Source organism: uncultured Roseibium sp. (assembly GCF_947496995.1).
In the GTDB taxonomy this organism is placed as follows: Bacteria; Pseudomonadota; Alphaproteobacteria; order Rhizobiales; family Stappiaceae; genus Roseibium.
Window position 1 is genome coordinate 292,342 of the sequence record NZ_CANMFD010000005.1, and the last position, 26,733, is coordinate 319,074.

Sequence of the window (26,733 nt, forward strand, 5' to 3'; positions counted from 1 at the left end):
TCCGACGGGTCTAAAGCTCCAGCCTCGCCTGCTCGCGGAGCTCCCGGCGGATGATCTTGCCGGTGGTGGTCATCGGCAAGGCCTCCACGAATGCGATCTCACGCGGATATTCATGGGCGGACAGATGCTCGCGGACGAATGCGCGGATGCTGTCTTCCAGCGTCTTGCCACCGGTTTCTCCCGGTTTGAGGACGACATAGGCCTTCACGATTTCCGTGCGCAGCGGGTCGGGTTTGCCGATGGCCGCGGCCAGCGCCACGGACGGGTGCTTGATCAGGCAATCCTCGATTTCACCCGGTCCGATCCGGTAACTTGCGGAGGTGATGATGTCGTCGTCGCGGCCAATGAAATGCACATAGCCATCCTCGTCGATCACGCCCTGATCTCCGGTGATCATCCAGTCGCCGATGAACTTTTCGGCGGTTGCCTCCGGCTTGTTCCAGTATTTCAGGAACATCACCGGATCGGGCCGCCTGACGGCAATCTGGCCTGGGGTTTCCGGCGGTAGGGGTGTTCCGGCGTCATCGACAATCGCCACCTGGTGACCGGGTGTCGCCTTGCCGATGGCCCCGGACCGGCTGACGCCGATCTCCGCCGCCGATCCAAGAACGGCGTTGCATTCGGTCTGGCCGTAAAATTCATTGACCGGAAAGCCGAATTCCTCGGCGAACCAGTCATAGGTTTCCCGGCCGAGAGTCTCGCCGGCCGAGCCGACGCTGCGCCAGTCGAGCTTGAACCGCTTGCGCGGGGTGGCGACACTGCGCAGCATCTTCAAGGCGGTTGGCGGAATGAACGCATTGCGGATGGCCTGTTGTTCGAGAAGACGAAAGGCGAACTCCGGATCGAATTTTCGCGAGGCATGGCAAACCACGGGCACGCCGAGCGCCAGGGCAGGGAAAAGGGCGTTCAAGAGACCGCCGGCCCAGGCCCAGTCGGCTGGGGTCCACAGGATGTCGCCGCTCCGGCCGAGAAAATTCTGGGACAGTTCGATGCCCGGCATGTGGCCGGCCAGCACGCGGTGACCATGCAGGACGCCCTTGGGCTGACCTGTCGTGCCCGAGGTATAGATCATCAATGCCGGATCGTCCGGCGTGGTCTGCAAGGTCTCGAAGCTGTCGGATGCGGCGGCCAGAAGCTCTTCGAAGGCGTGAACCCCGGAGTCCGGCCCATCCACCGAAACCACCAGTTCAAGGCTGGGAAGGTCGTCTTGGATTTCCACCAGCTTGGCCAGGCCCGCGCTGTCGGTCACCAGCGCCCGTGCGCCGGAGTCCGACAGGCGGTAACGCAGGGCCTCGTGCCCGAAAAGGGACGCCAGCGGTACGGCGATCGCCCCGAGCTTATAGGCGGCAAGATGGCCAATCGCGGTTTGCGGGATCTGCGGCAGCAGTAACGCCACCCTGTCGCCGCGCCCGATGCCCTGCGCCTGAAGCGCATTGGCAAATCGGTTTGCCGCCCGGTTCAAAGTCTGATGGCTCCAGTCCTGCAGCGAACCGTCCGAAAGCACGTGGCGGATGGCAAGACGCTGGGGATCGCTTGCCGCCCAGCGGTCGTTCACGGCGCCGGCCATGTTGTAGGTAGTCGGCAAGGCCCAGCGAAAACGGGCTTTCAGCGTGTCATAGTCGCCGGCGGGCTGCAGCATAGATCGGATTCCAGTGCTAAAAAATTAGGCAGCGGAGTTTAGTTCGGAGAATGCTGCAGCGCAATAGATCACCGGCTGTCACCTTTTGGCCAGCGGATGCGCGCTTTCCACGAGCTCCCGCAGGCGCTCATCAAGGACATGGGTGTAGATCTGCGTGGTGGAAATATCCGCATGTCCGAGAAGCTGTTGCACCACGCGCAGGTCCGCCCCGTTCTGCAGAAGATGCGAGGCGAAGGCGTGGCGCAGGACGTGGGGGGAGACCTTTGTCGTGTCGAGCCCGGCAGAGGCTGCAAGATCCTTCAGGTCGCGGGCAAAATGTTGCCGGGTCAGATGTCCGCTGCCGCCGTGTGACGGGAACAGCCAGGGGCTTTTTTCATGAGCGCCTTCGGCGGCGCGCAATCCGACATAATCCTTCATGGCCGCCTGGGCCGCCCGGGACAGTGGCAACAGTCGTTCCTTGCCGCCCTTGCCCCGGACCTCGATCAGGCGTGCGTCCCGCAAGGCGGCCGATACCGGCAGGGCAACCAGTTCGGACACTCTGAGGCCTGTTGCGTAGAGGGTTTCGATCAGCGTGTACATGCGCTGGACCCGCAAGCGGGCGGCAGCGCTTTTCTGGGGCCTTACCGTCTCGGCCCGGGCTGTCTCGATCAAGGTGTCGACCTCGTCCATCGAAAGCACCTTCGGCAGACTGCCGCGTTTCTTGGGCGCGGACAGGGTGCGGGTCGGGTCGTCCTCCCGGCTGCCTTCCGCATAAAGAAACTTGTAGAACTGTTTCAGGGCCGAAAGCCGGCGCGCCTGGGAGGTTTCGGCAAAGCCGCGCCGTACGAGGTCCCCCAGATAGGCGGAAATATCCTCGGAGCGGGCGGCCGCCAGGGTTCTGCCTCCGAGAAAGCCCGAGAAATCCTCCAGGTCCCGGCGGTATCCATCAAGGGTGTTCTCGGCCGCGCCGCGTTCGGCGGCCAGCATTTCAAGGAAGTTTTCCAGATCGAAGCCAGTAGCCATCAGCGGCCAAAACCGTCTTTCTTGACACGAACCGTGATTTCCCGTTCGCGCGGGTCGACAAAATTCGCCAGCGAGTAAATCGCCCCGTAACCGAGCGCGCCCAGCAGAAGCAGTGCAAACAGCAATCGTGTCAGGGTCGGCACGTCGGGTCTCCCGGATCGTAACATTCGGCGAATCGGATGCCGAATTGTTTCAGCAAGCGAGCGGCGGGCGCAAGGGATCAGATAACGACAACTTCCCGCGTTCCCCCCGTGTCTTTTCCGCGGAATATGTTACAACGCCGCAATGAAAGAAAACGACAGGATGCGGAGCCATGAAGAAGGCGACGCGGGAATGACAGCGCAATCCGTCGACCTCGCCCGGCTCGTTCAGACCATCGGGCGGCGGTCTATCGTTCTCGTCGGCATCATGGGCTGTGGAAAATCAACGGTCGGCAAGCGCCTCGCGCACCGGCTCGGACTGGAATTCGTCGATGCGGACAGCGAAATCGAACGCGCTGCCAACATGACGGTTGCCGAGATTTTCGCCGAGCACGGCGAAGATTATTTCCGCAGCGGCGAAGAGCGGGTGATCGCCCGGCTTTTGCGGGAAGGTCCCCAGGTTCTGGCGACCGGCGGCGGCGCCTTCATGAGCGAGGCGACACGTACGGCGATCAGGGAACAGGGCCTTTCCGTCTGGCTCAAGGTGGATCTGGCGACCGCTATGGCCAGGGTGCGCCGGCGGGCAACCCGGCCGTTGCTGCGCAATCCGGATCCGGAAGGAACGATGCGCAAGCTGCTGGCCGAGCGGGAGCCGGTCTATGCGCAGGCGGCGATGACCGTCCGGTCCAGGGACGTTCCGCACGAGGCGGTGGTCGACCAGATCGTCCTGACCCTCGCCGATCACCTGTTGCAGGGTGCGGGCAGTTCCCTTTCGAAGACTTCCATTTCCTGAATTTCAAAGCGTGACACCATGGCAGATACGGCACTAGCAGATGCAGAAAACGGTTCCGGGCAAGACGTGAATGTCGTGCGCGTCGATCTTGGCGAGCGCAGCTACGACATCAAGATCGGGCGCGGCATCCTGGCAACGGCGGGAGCGGATATCGCTTCGGTTCTTCCCGGTGCGCGTCTGGCGGTCGTTGCGGATGAAACCGTCGCTAGGCTTCACCTCAAGGATTTCACCAAAAGTCTGAATGCCGCTGGCCTGGAGCATTCGGTGATCACCGTTCCTCCCGGCGAGAGCACCAAGTGCTTTCGTGAGTTCGAGCGGTTGTGTGACGAACTTCTGGCCGCGAAGCTGGAGCGCGGCGATGCGGTTGTCGCGCTGGGCGGCGGTGTGGTCGGCGACCTGACCGGGTTCGCCGCTGCGGCCGTGCGGCGGGGCATGGCCTTCATTCAGGTGCCGACGACGCTTCTGTCCCAGGTTGACAGCTCCGTCGGCGGCAAGACCGGCATCAATTCCCGGCACGGCAAGAACCTGATCGGCGCCTTCCACCAGCCTGCGCTGGTGCTGGCCGACACGGCCATTCTCGACACGCTGTCCCCCCGCGAATTCCGGGCAGGATATGCGGAAGTGGCAAAATACGGCCTGCTTGGCGATGCGGATTTCTTTGCCTGGCTGGAAGCCAACTGGCAGGCGGTCTTCGCGGGAGGTCCCGAGCGGGAAGAGGCGGTTGCCCGCTCCTGTCAGGCCAAGGCCGACGTCGTTGCCGCCGACGAGCTGGAATCCGGCCGCCGGGCGCTGCTCAATCTGGGTCATACCTTCGGCCATGCGCTGGAATCGGCGGTTTCCTACGAATCCGTGCGGCTGGTTCATGGCGAGGGGGTTTCCATCGGCATGATGCTGGCGCATGAATTTTCCGAGCGGCTCGGGCTGCTCGATGAAGAGACGACCTTGCGGGTGCGCAAACACCTGACGGATGTCGGCCTGCCGGTGCGGACAGGCCAGATTCCGGGGCAATTGCCACCTGCGGAAACCCTCATGGATATCATTGCGCAGGACAAGAAGGTGAGCCGCGGCGCTTTGACCTTCGTTCTGACCCGCGGCATCGGCGAGGCCTTTGTCGAAAAGGGTGTGGACCCGGCGCAGGTTCTGGACTTTCTCAAGGAGAAACTCGCGGGATGATGGAAACGACTCTCTGGCTGGCGATTGCCGCCATTTTTGTGCTTCTTGGTCTTTCCGGTTTCTTTTCCGGCTCGGAAACGGCGCTGACTGCCGCGTCCCGTGCCCGGCTGCATCAGATTGAAAAGACCGGCGACTGGCGGGCTGGCGTTGCGAACCGGCTGATGGCGTCCCGGGAACGTCTGATCGGTGCGCTGCTTCTGGGAAACAACCTCGTCAACATTCTGGCTTCTGCCCTGGCGACAAGTGTGTTCCTGAGCCTGTTCGGCGAAGCGGGGGTGGCGCTTGCGACCCTGGTCATGACCGTTCTGGTGCTGGTTTTCTCGGAGGTTCTGCCAAAAACCTGGGCGATTTCCAACCCGGAACGCTTCGCCCTAGCTGTCTCTCCGATCGTGCGCCTGGTTGTCGCGGTCTTCGGGCCGGTGGTTATCGGCGTGGAGTGGATCGTTCGCCATCTCCTGAAGCTTCTCGGGGTCAATGTCGACGATGACAGGTCCATTCTCTCCGCGCTTGACGAGCTGCGCGGTGCTGTCGATCTGCAGCATATCGAAGGCGCGATCGAGAAGGGGGAACGCGACCGTCTCGGCGGCCTTCTTGACCTTGCCGAACTGGAAGTGTCCGACGTGATGGTGCACCGGACAAACATGGTGGCGCTCAACGCGGACGATGATGCCGCCAATCTGGTCAATGCCACGCTGGCGTCACCGCACACGCGCATTCCGTTATGGCAGGGCAAGAGCGACAATTTTGTCGGTGTCCTGCATGCCAAGGACCTGTTGCGGGCCCTGCACGCTGTCGGCGGAGATGCCGCGAAGATCGATTTCCTCGATATCGCGGCTCCCGCATGGTTCGTGCCGGACACGACCAGCCTGAAAGACCAGCTCAATGCCTTCCTGCGCAACAAGTCGCATTTCGCGCTCGTCGTGGACGAATATGGTGAGGTGATGGGTCTGGTGACGCTGGAAGATATCCTGGAGGAGATCGTCGGAGAGATCGCGGACGAACACGATGTCGAGCTGGAAGGCTTGCGTCCGCAGGCGGACGGTTCGGTGATTGTCGACGGGTCCGTTCCTATCCGGGATCTCAACCGCGCCGCGGACTGGAACCTGCCGGACGACGAGGCGACGACGATCGCCGGTCTCGTCATTCATGAAGCGCGGATGATACCGGAGGAACGACAGATCTTCACCTTCCACGGTTTCCGCTTCACGGTTCTCAGACGGGAAAAGAACCGGATCACCCGGCTGAGGATCATGCCGCTCGGGCAATCTCCGGTCATGAAGACGCCCATTGTCGGAACGGTGTCCCCGGCGACGGTGGCAAGTGCTCCGGCAGCAAAACCGGGAGGGTAGACGTGACCCGGAGCGTTCACGGCCTGCTTCTGCTGTGCACGCTCCTGTTTGCATCTGTCAGCCATGGCTGGGCAAAACCTTTGCCCGCATACATTCCCGGCGTTTATGTGTACGATCCGGAAGGTGTCATGCCGGAGGACCGGCGCCGCGCTCTTTCCGATGAACTGGCGGCGTATCGCGCGGCAGAAAAAACCACGGTCTTCGTGTTTCTGATCGAGCGTCCGGAAGCCTATGACGGTATCGACTCGATTCTGCCGCTTTACACGATAGCCTCGGAGATCTTTGCCAGCTGGGACCTCGTACATGGATACGAGGATATGAGTTTGTGGGACGTGGTGTTTTCCCCGGATTACAAAGGCAGGACAATTCTTGCAATCATCCAGACGGCCCAGCCGGTGGTGGGGCTCTGGTCGGATCGGATGTCCTACTCAAGCGACCTCGACGGTCTGTTGCTGCGGATCGAGTACCAGGGTTTCCGGCCGGCGCTCGAGAGAGGGGATGCTCCTGCCGCTGCGGAGAAGGGCACAGCGTTTCTGATCAAGTCGTTTTCGGAAAACTGGTTGGTGCGCTACTGGAAACAGACTCTGTTCGAGGGCTATTATTTCGCGATAGTGATCGCTCTCGTCATCGGGCTGCTTGCGGTTCTCATTGCGTTGTATCTATTTTCCAGCCGGATCTGGGGTCTTGTGACCGGAAAACGACCGGAGGATGATTGAAATCAGACGTCGGCGACACGCGTGGCACGGGGGTCCGGTTCGTTGTCGGCGCGAATCTCCAGTGCAAGGGCGTGGACACCGTTCGCGAGTTCCTCCGCCAGAACGTCGTTGACGGCCCGGTGGCGGGCCAGGCGGTTCAGGCCTTCAAATGCGGAAGCGGCGATCTGGACGCGAAAATGGGTCTCTCCACCCTCTTTCCAGCCGCCATGGCCGCGGTGCTTTTCGGATTCGTCAATGACGTTCAGGTAGGATGGCGAGAAGGCCGAGGTCAGCTTGCCTACAATAATCTCTTTTGTGCTCATGTTTTTAACGTGGAGCCCCTGTTTTGAAAGTTCAAGTCTTTGCTGGCCCAACTACGACTGATATTGTAGCGGGCTTTCCGACGTCCGGGAGTCGCGGCGCCATATTGGCTCCGGCTTCCGGTTCAACGTAATCGCCTGCGGCGTGTCCGCAGCCTGATGGATCTCAAGATCTTAGCGCATGAAACTGGAATCCAAACTCTTCGATAGCATTCGGGTCAAACCGGACAAGGAACGGGCAAAGCAGGACGGTCATCCGGCCTGCGAACATCCGGGATGCAAGAGGCCCGGAACGCACAAGGCACCGAAAGGGCGCGACCGGGAAGGCCAGTATTTCAATTTCTGCGTCGATCACGTTCGCGAGTACAACAAGTCCTACAATTATTTCAACGGAATGGGCGACGACGATGTGCGGTCCTATCACAAGGACAGCCTGACCGGCCATCGCCCGACGTGGAAGATGGGCGTCAACCGGGAGGCGGCCGAGGGCCCCGACGGGCATGACACCCGCGCCGACACACGCACAAATGCGCAGCGCAGGGCCGCGCAGGCGCACCGTCCGCGCCAACGAAAGCTGCTTGCGCTTGAAAAACGCTCGCTGGATGTGCTCAATCTGGCTTACACAGCCCGTGGCACCGAGATAAAAGCGCGTTATAAAGAGCTTGTGAAATTGAACCATCCGGACGCCAATGGCGGTGACAGGTCTTCCGAAGACCGCCTGCGGGAGATCATTCAGGCCTATAATGTCCTGAAAAAAGCCGGTTTCCTTTGAGCTTGCAGGATCCTGCAGGCTTTCTCCAATTGACCCTTCCCGAGAATTACGGGACTGCGGAGGACTGATGACAGAGACGACGACTGCGGCCATCGCCATGCCGGATACTGAAGTTTCCGTGGAAGAGGTTTTCGGTTTCAACTCCGGCCTCAAGGTACCGGCATTTTCCGCGCCGTCCGAGCATGTACCTGAGCGAGATGAAGATTACCTGTTCGACCGGCCGACAACATTGGCGATTCTCGCCGGCTTTGCGCACAATCGCCGCGTCATGGTGACCGGGTACCACGGCACGGGCAAATCGACGCATATCGAGCAGGTCGCCGCGCGTCTCAACTGGCCCTGTATCCGCGTCAACCTGGACAGCCACATCTCGCGAATCGATCTTGTCGGCAAGGATGCGATCGTCCTGAAGGACGGCCAGCAGGTGACGGAATTCAAGGACGGGATCCTGCCCTGGGCCTACCAGCACAATGTCGCGCTGGTCTTCGACGAATATGACGCCGGCCGTCCGGATGTGATGTTCGTGATCCAGCGTATCCTGGAATCCTCCGGCCGCCTGACGCTGCTCGACCAGAGCCGTGTCATCCGCCCGCACCCTGCGTTCCGACTTTTCGCCACCGCCAACACGGTGGGCCTGGGCGATACCTCCGGCCTTTACCACGGCACGCAGCAGATCAACCAGGCGCAGATGGACCGCTGGTCGATCGTCACCACGCTGAATTACCTGCCGCACGACAACGAGGTCGACATTGTTCTGGCCAAGGCCAAGCACTTCCGCACGGATGAAGGCCGCCAGACCGTTTCCAAGATGGTTCGTCTCGCCGACATGACCCGGAATGCTTTCGTCAACGGCGACCTTTCCACGGTCATGAGCCCGCGGACGGTGATCACCTGGGCGGAAAATGCCGAGATCTTCGGCGATATCGGCTTTTCCTTCCGCCTGACCTTCCTCAACAAATGCGATGACATGGAGCAGTCCCTCGTCGCCGAGTTCTATCAGCGCTGCTTCGGCGAAGAGCTGCCGGAATCGTCCGTCAACGTGGTGATGAGCTGAGAGGCCCAATGGCACCCAGTGCAAATGAGGGCTTAGGAAGTGCGTGATACACGGGCCAGGCCGGGCAACAATTCCCTTCCGGGCAACAAGCCCGCACCGTCCACCGAGCCGTTCAAGCAGTCGGTGACCGGGACCATGCGCGCGATTTCGGGCGAAGGGGAGCTGGAGGTGATTTTCTCCGGCGACCGTCCCGGCCTCAGTGGCCTGTCCGCCCGGTTGCCGGAGCCGTCGCGCAAGCTGAGCGCGCACGAAATCGCCGTGACGCGGGGTCTTTCCGATTCCATGGCGCTGCGCATCGCCTGTCACGACAAGGCGCTGCACGCCAAGAACATGCCGCAGGGCGCGGAAGGACGGGCGATCTTCGAAGCCCTCGAGCAGGCGCGCTGCGAGGCCGTCGGCGCACGGCGGATGCAGGGTGTTGCCGACAATCTGGCGGTGATGCTGGACGACAGGTTCCGCAAATCCGGCGCGCCGGACATTGCCAGCCGCGAGGATGCACCGCTTCAGGACGCGCTGTCGCTGATGGTGCGCGAGCGGCTTACCGGGGCCACGCCGCCGGAAAGCGCACGAAAGCTCGTCGATATGTGGCGCGGCTGGATCGAGGAAAAGGCCGGCGACGATCTCGACAGGCTCGAAGCGGAAGTGGAAGATCAGGACCTCTTTGCGGACCGCCTGCGCGATGTGCTCAGGTCCCTCGACATGGCCGACGAGATCGGCGACCGGGACGAGGACACGGATCCCGATCAGAACGAGGACCAGGGCGACAACGACGAGGCCGAAAGCGGCGACGACGGCGAAGAGGACAGCGGCGAACAGGAAGCCTCTCCCCAGGAAATGGAACTTTCCGGCGAGGAGCAGGACAGCGGCGACACCGAAGCCGCCGAAGCCGATATGGATGACTTCGCCGACCAGGACATGACTGAAGAGGCCGAGGAGCCGGGCGAAAGCGACCGGCCCAATTCGCCTTTCAGCAACCGGCCGGAAACCGATTACCGGGTTTTCACCCACCAGTTTGACGAGACCGTCACCGCGGAAGAGCTGTGCGACATGGCGGAGCTCGACCGGCTGCGCGGTTTTCTGGACAAGCAACTGACGCCGCTGCAGGGCGCCGTCGCCCGGCTTGCCAACCGGCTTCAGCGCAAGCTGATGGCACAGCAGAACCGGGCCTGGGATTTCGATCTGGAAGAAGGCTTGCTGGATACGGCGCGGCTGACGCGCGCGGTGACCGATCCCATGGCGCCTCTGGCGTTCAAGCAGGAGCGGGACACGAATTTCCGCGACACGGTCGTGACGCTGCTGCTCGACAATTCCGGCTCCATGCGCGGCCGTCCGATTACCGTCGCCGCGACCTGCGCCGATATTCTGGCGCGGACGCTGGAGCGCTGTGGCGTGAAGGTGGAGATCCTCGGCTTCACCACCAAGGCGTGGAAAGGCGGACAGTCGCGGGAAAGCTGGATCGGCGCCGGCAAACCGCCGACACCCGGACGGCTGAACGATCTGCGGCATATCATCTACAAATCCGCGGATGCTCCGTGGCGGCGGGCCAGGCGCAATCTCGGCCTGATGATGCGGGAAGGGCTGCTGAAGGAGAATATCGACGGCGAGGCGCTGATGTGGGCGCACGACCGGCTGATGGCGCGTCCCGAACAGCGCCGCATCCTGATGATGATCTCCGACGGGGCGCCGGTGGACGACACGACGCTGTCGGTGAACCCGGGTAACTACCTGGAGCGCCATCTGCGCTATGTGATCGAAGAAATCGAGACCAGGTCTCCGGTCGAACTGATCGCCATCGGCATCGGCCACGACGTCACGCGCTACTATCAGCGTGCGGTGACCATCGTCGATGCGGAGGAACTGGCCGGAGCGATGACCGACCAGTTGGCCAATCTGTTCGACGACAACGTCCAGCAGGACTTCCAGTCACGCGGGCGCCGCCGCGCCGGCCGCCGTTAATCGGCACGGCGCGACGCATGACGGGAAGACGATTCCGGCATTTTCAGAAATCCGCAGCTGTCCTGGCCGTTATGGCCGCCGTCCTTGCGTCACCGGTCGCCGGGTTTGCCGACGAACCGTTGAGCCAGGGAAAGCCCGTCAATGTCCGGACCAAGGCAATCGACATCTTCCAGATCGGCCGTGAAGAGCGGACTTTCGGCAAGCTGACATTTCTCGGCGGGTTGGAGCTGCTGGCGTCCGATCGGGAGATCGGGGGACTTTCCGGACTTATCAGTCTTGAAGGCGGGAACGCCTTCCTCGCGGTGACGGACCACGGTCATTGGGTGAGCGGCCGGATCGTGCAGACAGCGGAAGGGACGCCGCTGGATGTTTCCGGTGTCCGCATGGCGCCGCTGCTCGGCGCGGACGGCAAAGCCCTCAAGGCCCGTTGGGGCCATGACACGGAAGCCCTGGCGCTGGATGGCTCCGATCTTTACGTGACCGCCGAAACCCGAAACGCGATCTACCGTTACCCCTGGCCGCTGACAACGGGCAAGGAGCGCATGCTCGGCGAAGTGAAGCTTGCCGAGGATATCCGCGCGCTTCCCCGTAACACTGGGCTGGAAGCGCTGGCCGTCGCGCCCGGTGGCAGTTCCGTCGCGGGCAGTCTGATTGCTGTCGCCGAATCCCCGGCAGGCGAGGGGAGCGATCTCGAGGGCTACATCATCGGGCCGGACGGGACGGACAGGTTCGGGATCCGACGGCATGACGGGTTCGACGCCACGGACGCGGCTTTTCTGCCCGATGGCGACATGTTGCTTCTGGAGCGCCGGTTCACGTTGCTCGACCTGATCGGCCTGCGGCTGCGCCGCTTCCCGGGCGAGTCTATTCGGCCGGATGCCCTTCTGGAGGGCGAATTGCTGCTTGAGGCGGATTTCGGCTACCAGATCGACAATATGGAAGCGCTGGCGGTCCACCGGAACGAGGCCGGCGAAACAATCCTGACCCTGCTGTCCGACGACAACAGATCGTTTCTCCAACGAACGATCCTGCTGAGGTTCCGTCTGGACGATTAGGCGATAGGCAGCTTTATCAGCTGCCGTCAGGCGCGAGAGATGTTGCCGCGGTGTGCGGTGCCCGAAACAAGCGCCTGTGGGCGATTTTCAGGCCGATGACAAATCTGCTTCGTCTTTCCGGACAAGTGCAGCGTCGCTGCACGCTGATCCGGAAACCAGCACGTCAGCGCGAGCGCAAGCGAGCACTCAACCAGTCAAGTCTCTGAAATCATGGAACAAGACGCGCCTATGGCGCGAAATATGTCTGGATCCCGGATCTGGCCATGCAGCTATCGCTGCAGACCGTCCGGGATGACCGCCGAGGGTAGTATTTAGTCTCTCGGTTCACTCAACAGAGTTGATGACCGCAAGGGTTCGTCAGCACTCTGAAGCGCCCGGTGGGCGCTTTTTTCATGTGCTTGAAGTCGCGGGAAGCTTCAGGCCGCTGATCCGTTCGGGGCGGGCTGGAAGATGCCGAGGAGAACCCGATAGGGCGCCAGCAACGCGACCGCGACCAGCATCTTCACCAGGAAATCGCCGGCTGCGAGGGAAACCCACAACAGCGCCTGGGGCTCTTCGGAGATGCCGAGGAACGGGACAGGAAAGGCGAGTGAGCCGTCTTCCATGCCGAAGAAGAGATCGATGAAGGCGAAGCTTGCCGAGAAGGCAATGCCGAAGAACAGGATCGTATCGACCACCGAACCGATCAGGGAAGAAACGACCGGCGCCTTCCACCATGTCGAGCGGCGCAGGCGGTTGAAGATGGTGACGTCGAGGAGCTGGGCGACCAGGAACGCGGAGCCGGAGGCGATCGCAATGCGCGGGGTTGCCAGCCAGACGGACAGAACCACCGCGATCAGGAAGCCGGCGATCACCACCTTGCGGGCGGCGGCCGGTCCGAAGCGGCGGTTGGTCAGATCCGTAACCAGAAATGCGACGGGATAGGTGAAGGCACCCCACGTCAGCGTATCGGCCAGATTGACGCCGCCGACAATGTGCTCGACGGGGAACTGGACAAGATAGTTGGAGGCCACAACGACAATCGCCATCGCGAGGATCGCGATGGCGTGATGGCCCGCGGAAAAATTCCGGGTATCCGTCATGATTTTTACCCCAAGGGGTTGGAATTTAGGCGGCAGCGGAAGCTGCGGCTTCAGCCTGCTTGCGCTTGATGCTGACCTTGATCTTGCGGGCAGCGTCGGAGAGCTGCGCGTCGGAAGCCTTGCTCAGGTAAGCGTCGAGGCCGCCACGGTGCTCAACGGAGCGCAGGGCATGAGCCGAGACTTTCAGCTTGAAGGTTTCGCCAAGCGTGTCGCTCATGAGAGACACGTTGCACAGGTTCGGCAGGAACCGGCGGCGGGATCTGTTGTTCGCATGCGAGACGTTGTTGCCCGTCATCACATCTTTACCGGAAAGTTCGCAACGGCGTGCCATGATATCACCTTTTGTTTTCGTGGCCGGGCCGTTACATGGAACCCGGCAAGTCCAAACCGGAACCGGCGCGGACCTTAGGTCCGGCGACATCGTCTCCGGCAATTCTCGGAAAAAAGTTGCCCCGCTATACTGGCAGCGCGCGCCAGCGTCAAGACATCTCCGGCGATTTGGCAAGATTCTGTGATTTTTCTCCGCAGGAAGGTCCTCCGGGAGGCTCGGGAATGAATATTCATTGCGGCTATAGCGATTTTCAACAGTTCTCGACACCGGACGTTAACCAGTCAGTTACCATAATTTAGAATGATTGGTTGCGTTCATCGGGCGGAATTCGTGATATCCTTGCCGTTACGGAACACTTTTGGCGCGCGGGGGCGCAATTCGCTGCCGGATCTGGCAGTGCGGAGGTTTTGAGGTGTTTGGTTTTAGGTTTTCATCGGGTCTGATCCCGGAACGGCTGATTGCTCTGCCGATGCTTGCGGGCGCGTTGTTGATTTCACCGGCTCATGCGGAAAAGAGCAGTGTCGGCGGCCTTTATTCCATCTCCATCGCCGGTTTCAAGGTCGGCCGGGGATCGCTCTCGCTTGTCATGCAGGGCAACGCCTATTCCGCCAAGGTCAGCCTGGAGCCGGCTGGCATCGGAACGCTGTTTTCCACCGGCAAGGGCGGGGCGGAAGCTTCCGGCTGGCTGGTGGGCTCGCGGGTCGTGCCGTCCAAGTACCGTATGGCCTCCCATGCGGCGAACATCGATTTTCACGTCAAGCTGAGCCAGGGCTCCGGCAGCATCCGATCCATGGATGTGGCGCCGCAGTTCAAGCCGAATGCGGAACGCATCAAGGTCACCAACCGTCATACCAGCAATGCTATCGATCCGCTGAGCGCGGCGCTGATGCCGGTCGGCCGTGCCAAGGACAGCCTGGGTCCGAAGGCCTGCTCGCGCAAATTGCCGATTTTCGACGGCTGGACCCGGTTCGACATCAAGCTGAGCTATGAGGGAACCAAGGAGGTTTCCGGGCGCGGGTATGACGGACCGGTGGTCGTGTGCAAGGCGCGCTGGGTTCCGGTTGCCGGTCACCGCCCGTCCAAGGAGTCCGTCAAGCATATGGCCAAGGCCAACATGGAGGTCTGGGTTGCGCCGATGGGCCGCGAAAACGTCCTGATCCCCTACCGGATTTCGATCGACACGCAGACCGGCCGTCTGGTCGTTGAAGCCTCCAAGCTGAACATCGAGGGCGCAGGTAGCGATCAGGCCTCCCGCTGAAGTCGTCCGTTGAAGAGGAAAGCGCCCCGGCGCGTGGCCGGGTCGTCCCTTGTCGACCCGAGTTTGGAGGTAGGAGGGCAAAGCGAAGGCTTGCGCCTCCTTGCGTCTCTTGTTACAGCCCACCACATCATGCTGTCCGGGCCAAGAATGCCCATGTAACTGTTTTCCGGAGTGGCCGCTTTCTTGAGGCGGTGCCGGCTTGTCTCAGGTAACCGAGTAAATGCGCAGCTATTTGGAATTCGAAAAGCCCGTTGCAGACATAGAAGGCAAGATCCAGGAGTTGCGGGCGCTGGCCGCCGGTGGCGAAACGGTCAATGTCGAGGACGAAATCGCCCGGCTGAAGGCAAAATCCTCGCAAACGCTGAAGGAACTCTATTCCAAGCTGACGCCCTGGCAGAAAACGCTTGTCGCCCGTCATCCGGACAGGCCGCATGCCGTCGATTACATCGCCGGGCTGATCGAGGATTTCACTCCGCTCGCCGGTGACCGCAAATTTGCCGAAGATCACGCGATGATCGCCGGGATCGGCCGGTTCCGCGGCCAGTCCGTGGCGGTTCTGGCCCAGGAAAAGGGTCACAACACCGAGACGCGGCTGAAGCATAATTTCGGCATGGTCCGGCCGGAAGGCTATCGCAAGGCGGTCCGGATCATGGAAATGGCCGAGCGCTTCGGCCTGTCGCTGATCACCTTCGTCGACACGTCCGGCGCCTATCCGGGCCGTGGCGCGGAAGAACGCGGGCAGTCGGAGGCGATTGCACGCTCGACCGATGCCGGTCTCGGCCTTGCCACACCATCCGTATCCGTGGTGATCGGTGAAGGCGGTTCGGGCGGAGCCATTGCGATTGCGACCGCCAACAAGGTGCTGATGATGGAGCATGCCATCTATTCGGTGATCTCGCCGGAAGGCGCGGCTTCCATCCTGTGGCGGGACAGCACCAAGGCGCAGGACGCGGCGACCGCGTTGAAAATCACCGCTCAGGACCTCAAGCAACTGGGTGTGATCGACGGAATCATCGAGGAACCGGTCGGCGGCGCGCACCGTGCCCGCGAGATCGTGATCGACTCCGCGGGGAAGTCCATCGAGGCTGCGCTGAAAACACTGTCGGGTCTGAGCGCGGACGAACTGCGCAAGCAGCGGCGCGAGAAATTCATCTCCATAGGCCGCACACTCGGCTGAGAGCTGTAAGGGCTTTTGTTTGGCTGTTGAGGCGCCGGTTACGCCAATTTACTGAAATTTCAGCAGAATATTCGCAATTCCCGGCACAAAGCTGCCGGGTTTGCCATTGTCTGGCCAGAATTTTCCCGCACTCAGGTCACCATGGACAAGGGCTGAAACCGGTCTTTCTGCGAAAATGGTTGTCATCACCGGAATTTGGTTCGCAGGTGAGAACAAGATTCAGTAACTTATCGTCAACCATCGTACCCTAGCCTCGCGCAGGGGCGAAATGACTGGAAATACGAGCGGATCGTCTTGGCACACGGCTGAAGGCCGCCAGCGGTTTCCGGCAAGTTCGGGCGAGTTTGGGATAGTATCATGGTGTTTCGGCGCTTCATGAAGATGCGGGACGGCATCCGGCAAGGTCTGGAAAGTCTGCGCGGCAACTCGACCAGGCTAGCCTGTGCGCTGCTTGCCGCCGGTTTTCTTGCCTCCTGCCAGGCCGATGAATTCGGATACGGTCCCAAGGCGCAGCGTCCGGTCAGTGCGTCGATCAAGCGCAAGATGAGCGATCTCAACATGAGCGCCACTTCGCCGATCATGATCCGCATCTTCAAGGAAGAATCCGCGCTCGAGGTCTGGAAACAGACGCGCAGCGGAAAATACAAGCTTCTGGAAGAATTCGAGATCTGCAAGTGGTCCGGCGACCTTGGTCCGAAGTTCAAGGAAGGCGACCGTCAGGCGCCGGAAGGCTTCTACGAGATCACCCCGGCGCTGATGAACCCCAACTCCAGCTATCACCTGGCCTTCAATCTCGGCTACCCGAACGCCTATGACCGCTCGCACGGCCGTACAGGGTCGCACCTCATGGTGCATGGTGCCTGCTCGTCGCGCGGCTGTTACGCCATGACAGACGAACAGGTTCAGGATATCTACGCGCTGGCCCGTGACAGCTTCAAGGGCGGGCAGCGGTCCTTCCAGGTGCAGGCCTATCCCTTCCGCATGACCCCGGAAAACATGGCGCGCCACCGCAACAGCGAGCATCTGGAATTCTGGCAGATGCTGAAGACCGGTTACGACCATTTCGAAGTCACGCAGCAGCCGCCGGAGATCGCGGTCTGCGAACGGAAATACGTGTTCGACGCCACAACGCTGGTTCAGGGCGTGCCGTTCCGCGCCAGCGCGAAATGTCCGGACCTGAAGATCAGTCCGCGGATCGCCTCCGCCGTTTCGGCGAAGCAGCGCAAGGACAATGAGAAGTTCCAGATGCTTGCCGCGCGCTTCGATGCGCGCGAGGAACGCCAGAAACGCTGGGAAGAACGCTCCAACCGCATCGCCGAAGTTCTCGGCGGCGGGCAGGAGGACCAGGCAGCCGAAACCGCAGTTGCCGGGACCGATGCCGAAACGGGTGCGCAGCCTGTTGCCACCGATCAGCCGGTAGAGACCGCAGCTACGGAAGCCGTAAGTGCTCCGGAAGCGCAGAAGCGGCCGGGCGCCGCGGTTGAAACGGCCTTCGTGGCTGAGGAAAAACCGCGCGGCGGGTCTGTCGGCGGTTTCTTCAAGCGCTGGGTGCCGTTCGGTCCGAAGACCGCGGACGAAGGCGACGGCGTCGGGCCGATCGCCACGGAAGTGGTGCCTGCCGCGAAGCCTTAGAGCCCCTTTCTGACCGATCAGCTTTCGGACGTTCTTTGATCTGAATTGAACGTCCGCTGATCCGGATCGCGAAGGCTATTTCGGCATCAAGGCCCAATAATCGAAATCGAGAATGACGTTGTCCGCGTAGGCGCCATCCGGGTTCCTGCCGGGAAAGTCGTGGCACGGCCGGTTGCGGGTGGCGATCAGGCTCAGGCGCAGCGCGCCGACATCCGTGCGCCCGTCGATATCGGCCTTGTCGAGAACTTCGGACCAGGCATAGACGGTGTCGCCGGCTGCCAGCGGGGCGACGTGACGGCCGCCGTTGATGGCGGCGATGTGGAAGGCGTTCGCCAGTCCGTTGAAGGACAGCGCCCGGGCGATGGAAATGACGTGACCGCCATAGATCAGCCGGTGGCCGAAGCGGCTTGTCGCCTCCGTGTGCTGGTTGAAATGAACCTTGGCCGTGTTCTGGTACAGCCGGGTGGCCATCTGGTGCTCGGCTTCCTCCACGGTCATGCCGTCGACATGATCGATCTTCTCGCCGATTTCATAATCATCGAAGCGGTACTGCGAGCCGGACAGGTCGTTGTCCCACCTGGCGCTGTCCAGCAGGGGCACGGCCATGCCGAGGGACTGCGGGTCGAGGGCGGCCGGAAGGTCCGGCACCACCGGTTCGGGCGCGGGGTTGGACGCAACGCGCTTGTTGACCATCACCCAGCGCACGTAATCCAGCACCTCCGTGCCCTTGTCCGTGTAGCCGGTGGAGCGCACGTAGACGACGCCGGTCCTGCCGTTGGAATTTTCCTTCTTGCCGATCACTTCCGAGACGGTGGAGAGCGTGTCTCCGGGAAACACCGGCGCAAGGAAACGCCCGCCCGCATAACCGAGATTGGCGACCGCGTTCAGGGAGATATCCGGAACGGTCTTGCCGAAGACGATATGGAAGGTCAGCAGGTCGTCGATGGGGGCATGGGCATAGCCGAGCCCCTTGGCAAAGGCATCGGAGGACTGCACGGCGAAGCGGGAGCCGTAGAGCGCCGTATAAAGCGCCTGGTCGCCGCTGGTGACTGTGCGCGGCGTCGCGTGCCGGATCACCTGCCCGATCTTGAAATCCTCGAAAAAATTGCCCTGATCGGTCTTGCTCAACGCCACCTCCTGCCTGTGATCCCACCGGCGCGCATTAAGCCTGCTGCGGCGCACAAGGGCAAGTTGAACGTTTTGCTGATAGAGGTGATTAGTATAAGCTATTTATACTTCTGATTGCGGGGGTATCAGAGATATTTCGATGCAAAATGGATTTTTAGGATTTTTTGATTGTGCAAGTATTGGTTGGCATTGGGGCCATGGTGTCTGCACAGGCGTCGCCAATTTACCATTGCACGAACAAGTAGCATGGGTAGCAGGCCCTCCGCTTGTGTTGTTGGGCGGCATTTTTACAGTTTTAAAGCTTTTTCCAAAGTTAGTAGGAAGAGATCAGGAGGGGACACCCTCTCCCACGGTTGTCAACGTTAATGTGCCTGAGAAATCGTCACCGCTCTCCACTGACGGGCAGGTGCTCGACCATATGAAGGACTTGTCCTCAGAGGATTTCCGCCGGCTGTTCGCGGCGGCGCAGACGCTGCGCGGAGAAAGCGGTGATCAACAGGAAAAAGCGGCTGAGCGTGTGGAAGACGCAGTGGAGGCACTGGAGGAGGTCTCACCCGAGGATGCCACCGCGCAGACGATCACGGATGCAATAGCTGCCCTGAAACAGGGACAACCGGCGCTTGCCGAAGGCATCTTCCGCCAGATCCAGGATGACCGTGCGCAAGAAGGCAAACAGGCTTTTTTTGAAGCTTCGGAAGCCGCCCGGCACCGGGCTGCCTTATTGTATCTGAATGACAAGGCCAAGGCCCTTGAAGCCCTTCAGGACGCCGTTCGCCTCTGGCCCGAAAACGAGGCTGCCCAGATCGACCTCGGAGACGTCGCAGTGAGCGCGGGAAATCTGGTTATCGCCGGGGAGGCCTTTTCCCGTGCACATGATCTGGCGTCTGGCCGGCAGGATCACCGGGCGAAGATGGTTGCGGACAATTGTCTGGGCGATGTTCTAATTGCGCAAGGCAAGCTTGGAGAGGCGCTGACCCGTTTCGAGGCCGGTCTTGAGGTTGCCGAGCGACTTGCCGGGTCGGACGGCTCGAACAGCGAATGGCAGCGTGATCTATCTGTCAGCTATGACAGGATCGGCGATGTTCTGGTCGCGCAAGGCAAGCTTGGGGAGGCACTGATACGTTTCGAGGCCGGTCTTGAGGTTGCCGAGCGACTTGCCGGGTCGGACGGCTCGAACAGTGAATGGCAGCGGGACTTGGTTGTCTCCTACGTGAAGATTTCAGAAGCTGTGCCCGAAAAGGCGCGAGAGATGCTGACCAAAGCCTTAGCCATCGCGAAAGACCTCCAGGTGACGGACCGGCTCGCACCGCGCGATGCGTGGATGATCGAGGAGTTGAATTCCCGGCTGGCGGCGTTGGAGAACGGTTGAACCGGGTCTTTTGTGGAACGGGTTTTTTGAAGCAATGCCCCTCGTGCGTCATCCCGGCAAGCGAAGCACAAGCCGGGACCGGTGAGCCAAAGGATTTGGCTTGGGGAGAAGAATCAGACGAAAGTCTGTGGCTCACCGGTCCCGGATCTTCGCTGCGCTGCGTCCGGGACGACGAAAGAGAGGCGCTCTCATCTGGGGCCTGAGATTTTCTCGATGCCGGGGACTTTTTTCCTCTACTTCCCTGCCCCGTCCGGCAAGGCGCCGCAGAAGCCGCCGCTTGGTGCCGTGCCGGAGCCTAGAGCAAGGAGCGGCGGGGCCTTGTAGGGGTTGGGCGGGGTGGCGGAAGCGTCGAGGGCGATCAGGACGGCAATCCCCAGAACCGCGATGGTGGCGGTGACCAGACGGGTCATGGTTTCGGCTCCAGCTTGAGGAGCGGCCGCAGACGGACACCGTAGATCGATCCGGCGAAGGCGGCTGCGAACCAGACCCAGCCGTGCAGGCTTCCTGTCGAAATGCCGGAAAAGAACGCGCCGACATTGCAGCCGAAGGCAAGACGCGAGGAATAGCCGAGCAGGAAGCCGGCGACGATGGCGGCAATCCAGGCCAGGACCGGAAGCCTCGGGAGCTTCTGCGACAGGCCGCCGACGCGCCAGCTGGCAACGAGAAAGGCGCCGAGCACGATGCCGATATTCGTCAGTGAGGTGTAGTCCGTCAGGATGCTGTTTTTCAGGCGGTCGAGCGAGCCCGGCGCGCTCCAGAAGGCGGACCCGGAGAGATCCGCGCCGGCGGCGGAAGCCGCCTTGGCGGCCCAGAGGCCCAGCCCGTAGACGACGCCCCAGGGCTGTCCGGCGACGAGAAGATTGAGGATGGCGAACGCTGCGAGCAGAACGGCGGCGATGATCAGCCGTCGCGGCAGACGGCGGTGTTCGGGCGGGGCGAGCTTCCACAGGAGGCCGGCGATGGCCGCAAGACCGAGCAGCGTGAGGGCGACGCCCTGCCAGCCGGAAAACTTGATGATCGGCAGCGCGCCGAGATCCGTCCACCAGATCAGGTGATAGGCGCCGGCGAAGCTGCCGATGGCGAAGAAGGGCAGGGCGATCAGGGCAACCGCGTTGCCGGAGCCCGCGTTGACCAGGGTGCCGGAGCCACAGCCGAGCACCACCTGCATGGCGGCCCCGAAAATGAACGCCCCGGCGATCATGGCGAACCCGACGGGCGCTTCCGCGCCGACCAATTCACCGGAACCGGCGGAGATCATCGGCAGCGCCACCAGCGTGACCAGACCGATTGCCAGCAGCTGGGCCCAGATCCCGGCCGGATCGCGGCGCAGGATCATGGCGCGCCAGGGGCCGGCGAAACCGAAGCGCAGACCCTCCAGCACGATGCCGAAACCCAGCCCGATGGCGAGCATCAGGCCGAAGCGGCCACCGGCCAGAAGCGCCGCCGCGAAGACGACGGCGAAGCCGGCCAGAACGAGGACGCCACGGCGCAGGATTGGCGTCGTGGCGTTCAAGGAGCTGTCGGTCAGTGTGGTCACGTCAGTTGATAATCTGCTTTATTTGGATCAACAGGTTTTCGAAAAGGCCGGGCGTGTTGGCCATTTCAAATCCGGCGTTGGAATATTCTACCATCGAACCGGGGTAAAGCTTGGCGTTTTTCACGCCGGCCAGTTCCGAAACAGCAAACCAGTGGGTCGCGGCCCAGTGGCCGGTGTTGCAGAAGGAGACCGTGTCCTTACCGTCCTGAACGCCGAGGGTCGCCTTGAGGGCGGCCGGGTCGATGGCTGTCGACATGGCGGGAGAGCCCTTGTCGAAGAAGGTGGTATAGGCATGGTTGGTCGCGGTCGGAAGGGTGCCGGGGCGTTTCGCGGCGTCATGGGCCTTCTGACCATTGTAGAAATCGGCCGGACGGGCATCGACCAGAAGCGCGTCTTTCTCGCCGGCGGCGACAGCGGCGACGTCTGCGGTCGTTGCCAGCCAGGTGTCGTCGAAGGTCAGCTCAAGCTCGCTCGGCATGGCAGATTCAACCGTCTTGTTCACCGGCAGACCGGCTGCCTGCCAGGAGACGAGACCACCGTTGAGGATCGACAGGTCGGTGAAGCTGGTGGACTTCAAGGTCCAGTAAACCCGGGCCGCGGCGCCGAAATCGGTGTCGGTCTTGCCTTCGGAAAGGATCACGATCGGGGCGTCCTGCTCCAGGCCGAGCTCTTCGAGTTCGGCTTCGAGCTTTTCGACGTCGACGAGACCACCGGGGTTTTCCGCCGGTCCGCGGAACATGCGATAGGGCGCGAACAGGGCGCCGTCCGCATGACCTTCCTCATATCCGGCGTTGCGGATGTCGAGAAGGACCGGCTGGGCTGTCTCCAGCGAAGCGGACAGTTCGGCCGCTTCCACCAGCGGGCCGAATGTGGCGGCATGGGCAGAGGTTGCAAGGCCTGTGGCCATCGCCAATGCGAGCGCGAAGTGTTTCATGAAATCAGCTTTCCTGGTCAGCGGCCGTCCGGCTTTCGGCAGACCGCGTCTGTTTGATTGTCGCTGAATCTAGGGGATCTGTCGCAGGGGAAACAGGGATGGCATTTCAAATTTGTCCGGCCGGTTGATAATTTGAACCAAGGTGGGCGGTTTTGCGGGCAAAGCTTTGCGGAGGAGGTGAGACGGGTTCTGCGGTTGGCACCCGGTTTTGCCTTACAGGAGAGTGCGGTCGCAGTTTAGCGGGAGGTTGCGGCAAATACCTCTATCGAGGATGTGACCCTCCGAGTGTCGCCCCGGACAAGCGAAGCGCAGATCCGGGGTCTACTCGCCGTGCAACTTGTTGAAAAAGGGGACTTTCAGGGAGCAATGCTTGTGCAGTTCACGTGCTCCCTGGAAATGAGTAGGCCCCGGGTCTCGCTTCGCTCGCACGGGGTGACGCAGGAACTTGGCGAAACCTCCCGTTCAAATACCCCGGCCGTGTCCCACAACGGGAGACCTTAACAAGCGAAGGTCCCGGACATCATCCGGGACCTTCAATGCACGCGTGACGTGGCCCCGGCGCGAGGCCGGGGCAGAGGGTGTGTCGGGTTCGGCAGTCGCCTTACGCGGAGGCCTTGTTGGCTGAGCGCTCGGCGCGTTTGCGCTCATGCGGGTCGAGCATTGCCTTGCGCAGGCGGATCGACACCGGGGTGACCTCTACCAGCTCGTCGTCGGAGATGTAGGAGAGCGCCGCTTCCAGGGTCAGTTTCTTCGGCGTGGTCAGCTTGACCGCGTCGTCCTTGCCGGCGGAGCGGATGTTGGTGAGCTGCTTGCCCTTCAGGACGTTGACTTCCAGGTCGTTGCCACGGGTATGCTCGCCAATGATCATGCCCGGATAGACCTTGGTGCCCGGGTCGATCATCATCGGGCCGCGGTCTTCCAGGTTGAACAGGGCGTAAGCTACCGCCTCGCCCGTGCCGTTGGACAGGAGCACGCCGGTATGACGGCCCTGGATCTGGCCCTTGAAGGGCTCGTAGCCGTGGAACAGGCGGTTGAAGATGGCCGTGCCGCGGGTGTCGGACATGAGCTCGGCCTGGTAGCCGATCAGGCCCCGGGTCGGGGCGTGGAAGACGAGACGCGTGCGTCCGCCGCCGGAAGGCTTCATCTCCAGGAGATCGGCCTTGCGTTCCTGCAGCTTCTGCACGACGGCACCGGAGTGCTCCTCGTCGACGTCGATGATGACTTCCTCGATCGGCTCCAGCCGGTTTCCGGCATCGTCATACTGAAAGACGACGCGCGGACGGCCGACGCCGAGCTCGAAGCCTTCGCGGCGCATGTTCTCGATCAGGATCGCCAGCAGCAGTTCGCCGCGGCCGGAGACGACAAAGGCGTCCGGCTCGTCGGTTTCTTCCACCTTCAGGGCGACGTTGCCTTCGGCTTCCTTCATAAGGCGCTCGCGGATGACACGCGACTGCACCTTGGCGCCTTCGGTGCCGGCCAGCGGGCTGTCGTTGACGCGGAAGGTCATGGACAGGGTCGGCGGATCGATCGGCTGGGCCTGCAGCGGCTCGCTGATGGAGGGGGAGCAGAGCGTGTCGGCGACGGTGGCCTTGGTCAGGCCGGCAATGGAGACGATGTCCCCTGCTTCGCCCTGATCGATCGGCTGACGCTCCAGGCCGCGGAAGGCGAGAACCTTGGAGATGCGGCCGGTCTCGACGACGCTGCCGTCCCGTGCCAGGGCCTTGACGGCCATGTTCGGCACGGCGGTGCCCGAAACAATACGGCCGGTCAGGATGCGGCCGAGGAAAGGATCGGACTGGATGGTCGTCGCCAGCATACGGAATTCGCCCGGCTCGGCTTCCGGCTCGGCGATCCGGTCGAGAACCATGTCGAACAGCGGGTCCATGTTGTCCTGCGGTCCGTCCGGCTCGAGCGCCATCCATTCCTGCTTGGCGGAGCCGTAGAGAACCGGGAAATCGAGCTGGTCTTCATTGGCGTCGAGCGCGGCGAACAGGTCGAAGACCTCGTCGAGGACTTCCTCGGCGCGCTGCTCGGGCTTGTCGATCTTGTTGATCGCGACGATCGGCTTGAGGCCGAGCTTCAGCGCCTTGCCGAGCACGAATTTCGTCTGCGGCATCGGGCCTTCGGCGGCATCCACCAGCAGGATCACGCCGTCGACCATGTGCAGGATACGCTCGACCTCACCGCCGAAATCGGCGTGGCCGGGTGTGTCGACGATGTTGATGCGGGTGTCTTTCCAGACCAGCGACGTCACCTTCGCAAGGATGGTAATCCCGCGTTCGCGCTCTATGTCGTTGGAGTCCATCATTCGTTCTTCCGTGCGCTGGTTGTCGCGGAACGCGCCGGATTGCTTGAGAAGAACGTCGATCAGTGTTGTTTTGCCATGGTCAACGTGTGCGATGATGGCAATATTGCGCAAGTTCATGAGTGGCTCCAAAAGACAGAGCGGGCCCTTTGAGGACCCGCAGCATGTCTGGATGTGAGATATCTACAGATCGGCTGCTTCGCCGAATTTGGCGCCTTTATACGTGGCCGGGAAGGATTGTGCAATGCAATGTCACAAGTGCGCATTGACAGTATGTGGTGGAAGGCGTAATTCGTAAGGTAACCTTACTAAATTGGAGTGGCGATGTCTGTTCCTCCTCCGAGCGTTGGCGTCACCATGCTGGTCGTCGATCTGGCACGATTGATCCGCAGACGCTTTGAAACAGCCCTTATGGATGTCGACACGGGGCTGACGGTCGGCGAAGCGAGAACCCTGTTTTATGTCTGGCGCAGTCCCGGACAGCGGCAGGCTGTTCTGGCCGAGAACATGTATGTCGAGCCGATGACCCTGGTCGGATATCTGGATTCCCTGGAAGCGGCCGGTCTGATCAAGCGTTGCGCCGATCCGACGGACAAACGGGCGAAGCTCATCAAGCTGACGCCGCAGTCCGATCCGCTCCTTGAACGCATCGGCACGGCTCTTCAGTCGGTGCGCTCGCAGGCGCTGGAAGAGATTGCGCCGGACAAACAGCACGTTCTGGAAGATCTGTTGCAGACGATGAAGGACAGCATGCTGCAAGAGGTTTCCAGAGGGAAACAGAAATGATTTCCGACACCCCGATCATGAGCGCAAGGCGCACTGCGCTTCTCGGCGCTGGCCTTGTCGCCATCGGTCCCATCTCGATGGCGCTGTATACGCCGGCCATGCCCGCGCTTGTTGAGGCGTTCGGTACCAGCGATTCAGCGGTCAAGCTTACCCTGACAGCCTATTTTGCCGGCTTCGCCCTTGCCCAGCTGGTCTGCGGCCCGGTCACCGATGCCTTCGGACGCAAGCCCGTCACGCTGGCTTTCCTTACTCTTTATCTGATCTCCAGTGTGCTGGCGACGCTTGCGCCGACGGTGGAATTCATGGTCGCTGCGCGGGCGCTGCAAGGTGTCGGCGCGGCCATCGGCATTGCCGTCTCCCGTGCGATCGTCCGGGACCAGTTTTCCGGTCAGGCTTCGTCCAGGATCATGAACACCATCGCCATGATGCTGGCGCTCGGTCCGGCCATCTCACCGACAATCGGCGGCTTCGTGCTGGAGCTGTTCGGCTGGCAGGAAGTGTTCTGGTGCATGGTGATCTACGGAGCCATGCTGATGATTGCGGTTGTCCTCTTTCAGGTGGAGACCAATCCAAACCCCGGCAAACATCACCTGAAGCCGCGCCGGCTGTTTTCCAATTACATGACCCTGCTCAAGGATCCGCGTTTTCTGGGGCCCAGCCTTCTGATCGGCTTCGGTCTCGGCACACTCTATGCGCTGGCAACCGTCCTGCCCTTCGTGCTGATCTATGAGGTCGGCCTGAAGCCGTCCGAGTTCGGCCTGTCGATGATCATCCAATCCGGGGCCTTCATTTCGGGCACGATCCTGACCGGCCGCCTGCTCAGGGTCGTGGAGGCGCGCAAACTGGTGCCCTACGGCCTGGCGATCTGGGTTGTCGCGTCCGTGCTGATGTGCTGGCTGAACCTGACACAGCAACCGACAGTCACGACCGTCATGGGGCCTGTCGCCCTGTTCGCATTCGGCCTGGCTCTGGTCCTGCCGGCCAGCTTCACGGAGTCCATGGCACCGTTTCCGAATATCGCCGGCGCTGCCTCGTCCCTCGTCGGATTTCTGCAGTTCGGCGGCGGTATCGTGGCGAGCCTGATTGTCGCTGCCCTGCATGATCCGGTCCTTGGATTGGCCGTGATCCTGCCGGCGATGCCGATTGTCGGTATCGCCTGCAGCATGTATTTCAAAAGTCAGGTGCCGCAACAAGCCGCTGCGGAGTAAGGCGCATCCGGTGCGAAGCCGGAATAACAGGGGCGCGC

Annotated in this window: 25 protein-coding genes; 14 read left to right on the forward strand and 11 right to left on the reverse strand. The window is 61.7% G+C overall.

Annotated elements, in window-relative coordinates; genetic code table 11:
• Positions 1-10 precede the first annotated feature (10 nt).
• The 3 genes from Q1B40_RS20160 to Q1B40_RS20170 form a co-directional block, all read right to left on the reverse strand.
• On the reverse strand, positions 11-1,639 hold the full coding sequence (locus Q1B40_RS20160; protein ID WP_299818494.1) for an AMP-binding protein: 1,629 nt from the start codon (positions 1,637-1,639) through the stop codon (positions 11-13).
• Positions 1,640-1,717: 78 nt separating this feature from the next.
• A complete protein-coding gene (xerD, locus tag Q1B40_RS20165) occupies positions 1,718-2,641 on the reverse strand; it encodes a site-specific tyrosine recombinase XerD (RefSeq protein WP_299818496.1) in 924 nt (307 codons plus the stop codon).
• On the reverse strand, positions 2,641-2,784 hold the full coding sequence (locus Q1B40_RS20170; RefSeq protein ID WP_170107213.1) for a hypothetical protein: 144 nt from the start codon (positions 2,782-2,784) through the stop codon (positions 2,641-2,643). The genes xerD and Q1B40_RS20170 overlap by 1 nt, the downstream gene beginning before the upstream one ends.
• A gap of 190 nt (positions 2,785-2,974) precedes the next feature.
• On the opposite strand from Q1B40_RS20170, the gene Q1B40_RS20175 reads away from it, so the two are divergent.
• From Q1B40_RS20175 to Q1B40_RS20190, 4 genes are read left to right on the forward strand one after another with little or no spacing between them, the layout of a single operon-like run.
• Positions 2,975-3,574 carry a shikimate kinase gene (locus Q1B40_RS20175; RefSeq protein WP_299818502.1) on the forward strand — a complete coding sequence of 200 codons (600 nt, stop codon included), beginning with the start codon at positions 2,975-2,977 and terminating at the stop codon, positions 3,572-3,574.
• 18 nt (positions 3,575-3,592) lie between these two features.
• Complete coding sequence (gene aroB / locus Q1B40_RS20180) at positions 3,593-4,747, forward strand: 3-dehydroquinate synthase (RefSeq protein WP_299818505.1); 1,155 nt, start codon at positions 3,593-3,595, stop codon at positions 4,745-4,747.
• Positions 4,744-6,096 (forward strand): HlyC/CorC family transporter, encoded by a 1,353-nt coding sequence (locus Q1B40_RS20185; protein ID WP_299818508.1) that lies wholly within the window; start codon positions 4,744-4,746, stop codon positions 6,094-6,096. Before aroB ends, Q1B40_RS20185 begins: the two co-directional genes overlap by 4 nt.
• A gap of 2 nt (positions 6,097-6,098) precedes the next feature.
• Positions 6,099-6,812, forward strand: coding sequence for a hypothetical protein (locus Q1B40_RS20190; protein WP_299818511.1), 714 nt, complete (start codon positions 6,099-6,101; stop codon positions 6,810-6,812).
• A gap of 2 nt (positions 6,813-6,814) precedes the next feature.
• Here Q1B40_RS20190 and Q1B40_RS20195 read toward each other — a convergent pair whose 3' ends face one another.
• The gene (locus Q1B40_RS20195) at positions 6,815-7,114 is read right to left on the reverse strand and encodes a BolA family transcriptional regulator (RefSeq protein WP_299818515.1); all 300 of its coding nucleotides are present in this window, start codon (positions 7,112-7,114) and stop codon (positions 6,815-6,817) included.
• A 178-nt stretch (positions 7,115-7,292) separates the two neighbouring features.
• On the opposite strand from Q1B40_RS20195, the gene Q1B40_RS20200 reads away from it, so the two are divergent.
• The 4 genes from Q1B40_RS20200 to Q1B40_RS20215 all read left to right on the forward strand — a co-directional run bounded on the left by Q1B40_RS20200 (position 7,293) and on the right by Q1B40_RS20215 (position 11,948).
• Positions 7,293-7,883: a DnaJ domain-containing protein gene (locus Q1B40_RS20200; RefSeq protein ID WP_299818519.1), complete on the forward strand. Its 591-nt coding sequence runs from the start codon at positions 7,293-7,295 to the stop codon at positions 7,881-7,883.
• Positions 7,884-7,950: 67 nt separating this feature from the next.
• Positions 7,951-8,937: a cobaltochelatase subunit CobS gene (gene cobS, locus Q1B40_RS20205; RefSeq protein WP_299818522.1), complete on the forward strand. Its 987-nt coding sequence runs from the start codon at positions 7,951-7,953 to the stop codon at positions 8,935-8,937.
• Between the two features lie 39 nt (positions 8,938-8,976).
• Positions 8,977-10,893 carry a cobaltochelatase subunit CobT gene (gene cobT, locus Q1B40_RS20210; RefSeq protein ID WP_299818525.1) on the forward strand — a complete coding sequence of 639 codons (1,917 nt, stop codon included), beginning with the start codon at positions 8,977-8,979 and terminating at the stop codon, positions 10,891-10,893.
• Between the two features lie 17 nt (positions 10,894-10,910).
• Positions 10,911-11,948 (forward strand): esterase-like activity of phytase family protein, encoded by a 1,038-nt coding sequence (locus Q1B40_RS20215; protein WP_299818528.1) that lies wholly within the window; start codon positions 10,911-10,913, stop codon positions 11,946-11,948.
• Between the two features lie 416 nt (positions 11,949-12,364).
• On the opposite strand, the gene Q1B40_RS20220 is transcribed toward Q1B40_RS20215, so the two are convergent.
• Positions 12,365-13,030, reverse strand: a complete 666-nt coding sequence (locus Q1B40_RS20220) for a VUT family protein (protein WP_299818532.1) — start codon at positions 13,028-13,030, stop codon at positions 12,365-12,367.
• A 25-nt stretch (positions 13,031-13,055) separates the two neighbouring features.
• Positions 13,056-13,361, reverse strand: a complete 306-nt coding sequence (rpmB, locus tag Q1B40_RS20225) for a 50S ribosomal protein L28 (protein ID WP_103223310.1) — start codon at positions 13,359-13,361, stop codon at positions 13,056-13,058.
• Between the two features lie 412 nt (positions 13,362-13,773).
• Between rpmB and Q1B40_RS20230 the strand changes: the two genes are divergently transcribed.
• The 3 genes from Q1B40_RS20230 (at position 13,774) to Q1B40_RS20240 (ending at position 17,428) form a co-directional block, all read left to right on the forward strand.
• Positions 13,774-14,619, forward strand: a complete 846-nt coding sequence (locus Q1B40_RS20230) for a DUF3108 domain-containing protein (protein ID WP_299818547.1) — start codon at positions 13,774-13,776, stop codon at positions 14,617-14,619.
• Positions 14,620-14,839: 220 nt separating this feature from the next.
• Complete coding sequence (locus tag Q1B40_RS20235) at positions 14,840-15,796, forward strand: acetyl-CoA carboxylase carboxyltransferase subunit alpha (RefSeq protein WP_299818550.1); 957 nt, start codon at positions 14,840-14,842, stop codon at positions 15,794-15,796.
• 357 nt (positions 15,797-16,153) lie between these two features.
• The gene (locus tag Q1B40_RS20240; RefSeq protein ID WP_299818553.1) at positions 16,154-17,428 is read left to right on the forward strand and encodes a murein L,D-transpeptidase family protein; all 1,275 of its coding nucleotides are present in this window, start codon (positions 16,154-16,156) and stop codon (positions 17,426-17,428) included.
• 75 nt (positions 17,429-17,503) lie between these two features.
• Here the strand turns inward: Q1B40_RS20240 and Q1B40_RS20245 are convergent, their stop codons facing one another.
• Positions 17,504-18,556, reverse strand: coding sequence for a MaoC family dehydratase (locus Q1B40_RS20245; RefSeq protein WP_299818556.1), 1,053 nt, complete (start codon positions 18,554-18,556; stop codon positions 17,504-17,506).
• Between the two features lie 139 nt (positions 18,557-18,695).
• Here Q1B40_RS20245 and Q1B40_RS20250 point away from each other — a divergent pair, with 139 nt between their 5' ends.
• Complete coding sequence (locus tag Q1B40_RS20250; RefSeq protein ID WP_299818559.1) at positions 18,696-19,925, forward strand: tetratricopeptide repeat protein; 1,230 nt, start codon at positions 18,696-18,698, stop codon at positions 19,923-19,925.
• 233 nt (positions 19,926-20,158) lie between these two features.
• On the opposite strand, the gene Q1B40_RS20255 is transcribed toward Q1B40_RS20250, so the two are convergent.
• From Q1B40_RS20255 to typA, 4 genes are all read right to left on the reverse strand, one after another.
• Positions 20,159-20,335, reverse strand: coding sequence for a hypothetical protein (locus tag Q1B40_RS20255; protein WP_299818566.1), 177 nt, complete (start codon positions 20,333-20,335; stop codon positions 20,159-20,161).
• Positions 20,332-21,462 carry a YeeE/YedE family protein gene (locus Q1B40_RS20260; RefSeq protein ID WP_299818569.1) on the reverse strand — a complete coding sequence of 377 codons (1,131 nt, stop codon included), beginning with the start codon at positions 21,460-21,462 and terminating at the stop codon, positions 20,332-20,334. The genes Q1B40_RS20255 and Q1B40_RS20260 overlap by 4 nt, the downstream gene beginning before the upstream one ends.
• A gap of 1 nt (position 21,463) precedes the next feature.
• Positions 21,464-22,396: a sulfurtransferase gene (locus Q1B40_RS20265; protein ID WP_299818572.1), complete on the reverse strand. Its 933-nt coding sequence runs from the start codon at positions 22,394-22,396 to the stop codon at positions 21,464-21,466.
• 601 nt (positions 22,397-22,997) lie between these two features.
• Positions 22,998-24,821 (reverse strand): translational GTPase TypA, encoded by a 1,824-nt coding sequence (gene typA, locus Q1B40_RS20270; protein WP_299818574.1) that lies wholly within the window; start codon positions 24,819-24,821, stop codon positions 22,998-23,000.
• 204 nt (positions 24,822-25,025) lie between these two features.
• Here typA and Q1B40_RS20275 point away from each other — a divergent pair, with 204 nt between their 5' ends.
• Positions 25,026-25,487 carry a MarR family winged helix-turn-helix transcriptional regulator gene (locus tag Q1B40_RS20275; protein ID WP_299818577.1) on the forward strand — a complete coding sequence of 154 codons (462 nt, stop codon included), beginning with the start codon at positions 25,026-25,028 and terminating at the stop codon, positions 25,485-25,487.
• Positions 25,484-26,695, forward strand: coding sequence for a multidrug effflux MFS transporter (locus Q1B40_RS20280; RefSeq protein WP_299818579.1), 1,212 nt, complete (start codon positions 25,484-25,486; stop codon positions 26,693-26,695). Before Q1B40_RS20275 ends, Q1B40_RS20280 begins: the two co-directional genes overlap by 4 nt.
• Positions 26,696-26,733 lie beyond the last annotated feature (38 nt).

Excerpts from the sequence above, each read along its gene's own strand:
- Q1B40_RS20220 (WP_299818532.1), bottom strand. The coding sequence starts at position 13,030 with ATGACGGATACCCGGAATTTTTCCGCGGGCCATCACGCCATCGCGATC.
- Q1B40_RS20185 (WP_299818508.1), top strand. The coding sequence starts at position 4,744 with ATGATGGAAACGACTCTCTGGCTGGCGATTGCCGCCATTTTTGTGCTT.
- Q1B40_RS20195 (WP_299818515.1), bottom strand. The coding sequence starts at position 7,114 with ATGAGCACAAAAGAGATTATTGTAGGCAAGCTGACCTCGGCCTTCTCG.
- Q1B40_RS20200 (WP_299818519.1), top strand. The coding sequence starts at position 7,293 with ATGAAACTGGAATCCAAACTCTTCGATAGCATTCGGGTCAAACCGGAC.
- Q1B40_RS20235 (WP_299818550.1), top strand. The coding sequence starts at position 14,840 with ATGCGCAGCTATTTGGAATTCGAAAAGCCCGTTGCAGACATAGAAGGC.
- Q1B40_RS20175 (WP_299818502.1), top strand. The coding sequence starts at position 2,975 with ATGACAGCGCAATCCGTCGACCTCGCCCGGCTCGTTCAGACCATCGGG.
- xerD (WP_299818496.1), bottom strand. The coding sequence starts at position 2,641 with ATGGCTACTGGCTTCGATCTGGAAAACTTCCTTGAAATGCTGGCCGCC.
- Q1B40_RS20255 (WP_299818566.1), bottom strand. The coding sequence starts at position 20,335 with ATGACCCGTCTGGTCACCGCCACCATCGCGGTTCTGGGGATTGCCGTC.
- Q1B40_RS20160 (WP_299818494.1), bottom strand. The coding sequence starts at position 1,639 with ATGCTGCAGCCCGCCGGCGACTATGACACGCTGAAAGCCCGTTTTCGC.
- Q1B40_RS20240 (WP_299818553.1), top strand. The coding sequence starts at position 16,154 with ATGGTGTTTCGGCGCTTCATGAAGATGCGGGACGGCATCCGGCAAGGT.
- Q1B40_RS20265 (WP_299818572.1), bottom strand. The coding sequence starts at position 22,396 with ATGAAACACTTCGCGCTCGCATTGGCGATGGCCACAGGCCTTGCAACC.
- typA (WP_299818574.1), bottom strand. The coding sequence starts at position 24,821 with ATGAACTTGCGCAATATTGCCATCATCGCACACGTTGACCATGGCAAA.
- Q1B40_RS20275 (WP_299818577.1), top strand. The coding sequence starts at position 25,026 with ATGTCTGTTCCTCCTCCGAGCGTTGGCGTCACCATGCTGGTCGTCGAT.
- Q1B40_RS20215 (WP_299818528.1), top strand. The coding sequence starts at position 10,911 with ATGACGGGAAGACGATTCCGGCATTTTCAGAAATCCGCAGCTGTCCTG.
- Q1B40_RS20280 (WP_299818579.1), top strand. The coding sequence starts at position 25,484 with ATGATTTCCGACACCCCGATCATGAGCGCAAGGCGCACTGCGCTTCTC.
- rpmB (WP_103223310.1), bottom strand. The coding sequence starts at position 13,361 with ATGGCACGCCGTTGCGAACTTTCCGGTAAAGATGTGATGACGGGCAAC.
- Q1B40_RS20250 (WP_299818559.1), top strand. The coding sequence starts at position 18,696 with ATGCAAAATGGATTTTTAGGATTTTTTGATTGTGCAAGTATTGGTTGG.
- cobS (WP_299818522.1), top strand. The coding sequence starts at position 7,951 with ATGACAGAGACGACGACTGCGGCCATCGCCATGCCGGATACTGAAGTT.
- aroB (WP_299818505.1), top strand. The coding sequence starts at position 3,593 with ATGGCAGATACGGCACTAGCAGATGCAGAAAACGGTTCCGGGCAAGAC.